Source organism: Vibrio sinaloensis DSM 21326, assembly GCF_000189275.1.
In the GTDB taxonomy this organism is placed as follows: domain Bacteria; phylum Pseudomonadota; class Gammaproteobacteria; order Enterobacterales; family Vibrionaceae; genus Vibrio; species Vibrio sinaloensis.
This window is the reverse complement of sequence record NZ_AEVT01000066.1, coordinates 1-229: the sequence shown is the minus strand read 5'-3', so window position 1 is coordinate 229 and position 229 is coordinate 1. Positions and strand designations below refer to the sequence as shown.

At 43.2% G+C, this 229-nt stretch carries 1 tRNA gene; it reads right to left on the bottom strand.

The features are described from left to right. Nucleotides 1-125: 125 nt before the first annotated feature. A tRNA-Val gene (locus tag RH45_RS11490) sits at nt 126-201 on the bottom strand. Between the last annotated feature and the right edge of the window lie 28 nt (nt 202-229).

The following is a 229-nucleotide window of genomic DNA, read 5'->3' as shown; positions in this document are numbered from 1 at the left end:
ATGTGTTCTTTGCTAATAAAAGCGAAGAAATACATTTTCTAAAGATTCTTAGACGGTCGAAAACTCCAACCACGTACGTTTTACTGAAGTGGTTTGGAAATCCTAATCCAAAAACATTTAGAGAATGGTGGGCGATACCGGGCTCGAACCAGTGACCCCCTGCTTGTAAGGCAGGTGCTCTCCCAACTGAGCTAATCGCCCACATAAGTTTTGATTCTTCGTGGAGAAG